2 protein-coding genes are annotated in these 1,358 nt (G+C 57.7%); both read right to left on the bottom strand.

All coding sequences use genetic code 11. The features are described 5' to 3' along the window. On the bottom strand, positions 1–653 hold a 653-nt coding region (locus AC097P_RS24010), incomplete at its 3' end, for a chain length determinant protein tyrosine kinase EpsG (RefSeq protein ID WP_479612939.1). Then, a partial coding sequence (locus AC097P_RS24005) for a GNVR domain-containing protein (protein WP_479612938.1) occupies positions 650–1,358 on the bottom strand: 709 nt, incomplete at its 5' end. The genes AC097P_RS24010 and AC097P_RS24005, both read right to left, overlap by 4 nt.

Below are 1,358 nucleotides of genomic sequence, written 5' to 3'. Positions count from 1 at the left end.
GCCGGCAATACGTCCAGATTGTTGATGTAGTGGATGTGGTGAATGGTGCTGGCAACATCGGCACGACTGGCCAGCAAGCTGGAAAAGCCTATCTGGTTGTTCAGCTGGAACAGGCTGTGCTGGCGCGGCGCGCGCATGTCGGCATCGATCAACAGTGTGCGCTCGCCCATTTGGGCAAACACGATTGCAAGATTGGCTGCCAAATAGCTACCCCCTTCACCACGGCCGGCGCCTACTATGGCCAGCATGGCATGGCCCCTGTGCTGCTCAAACCAACGCAGCATAAGCTGCGACCGTATCGTGCGTAGCTGGTCCACTTCGTGGCTAAACGGCTGATAGGCCGCTACTAGCTCGGGGTCTGTATGCTGACCGCTGGTGCGTGGCAGGTAGCTGTATTCGTATTGGTGCGACAGCGCGTAGTCGATGTCGCCGGCACTAATAAGACCAAGTTCTATTGCCGCTTCGCCAAAGCGAATTTTCTTCTCCCGCTGCAGCTCAATGATGCGCAGTGCGTTCTCTGGGGTTAGCACCTGGGCATCCAGCAAAATCTGGCCAAGCGAACGCTTAGAGCCTGTCTTGGGGCCAACGCCATCCAGCTCAATGTCCACATCGGTTGGGAACAGTGAGGATGAATTGAATTGCGGCTCGCTCATTGCAGCCCCGCCAGGCGGCTGGCCGCATGCACCGTTTTGCGTTGTTTACGCCGGGTGAAAAATTTAACGACCAGTGCCATACGCTGACCCCATGAGTAATTGGCGTCGCGCCGTTCTATAGTGCCCAGCACGGGCACATCGTCCACCATGATGTCGCTTAACACGCGCACCTTAGGGCTCAAAAATTCAAGCGCCAAAGCAGCAGCAAACGCCGCAGCTAGCGCACCTAAAAATGTCATGGCCAAATATTTGGGGCGGTTGGGCTTGGACGGCGTGTTGGGCTCGATGGCCGGGCTCAGCACCGAGACGTTGGCTTGGTCAGATTGCTTTTCCAGGTTGAGCTGGTTGGTGCGCTTGAGCACCGAGTCGTACATGGCCTTGGAGGCCTCTACGTCTTGGGCCAACACGGAGATTTGGTCCCGCTCTTGGCGCAAGGCCAGCACGCGGGCCTTTTGGGCGGCTACCATGCCGCGCAACTCTGCCTCACGCATGCTTGCGGCGCTGCGTGCAACCGAGGTGCCACCGGTAACACGGCGCATTTCTTGGCTGAGTTGCTCCTTTAGCTCGGTTACTTGCCCTTCAAGCTGCACGCGCACGGGGTGGTTGGGGCCAAGGCTTATACGCATTTCGCTCAGCTTGGCCTCAGCTTGACTCAGTTGCCCCTTGATGCTGGCCACAGAATTGCTAGCCAAAATTTCAGGCGAC

The organism is Rhodoferax sp. ZS1R8, from assembly GCF_056521325.1.
This window is presented reverse-complemented; position numbering and strand designations above follow the sequence as displayed.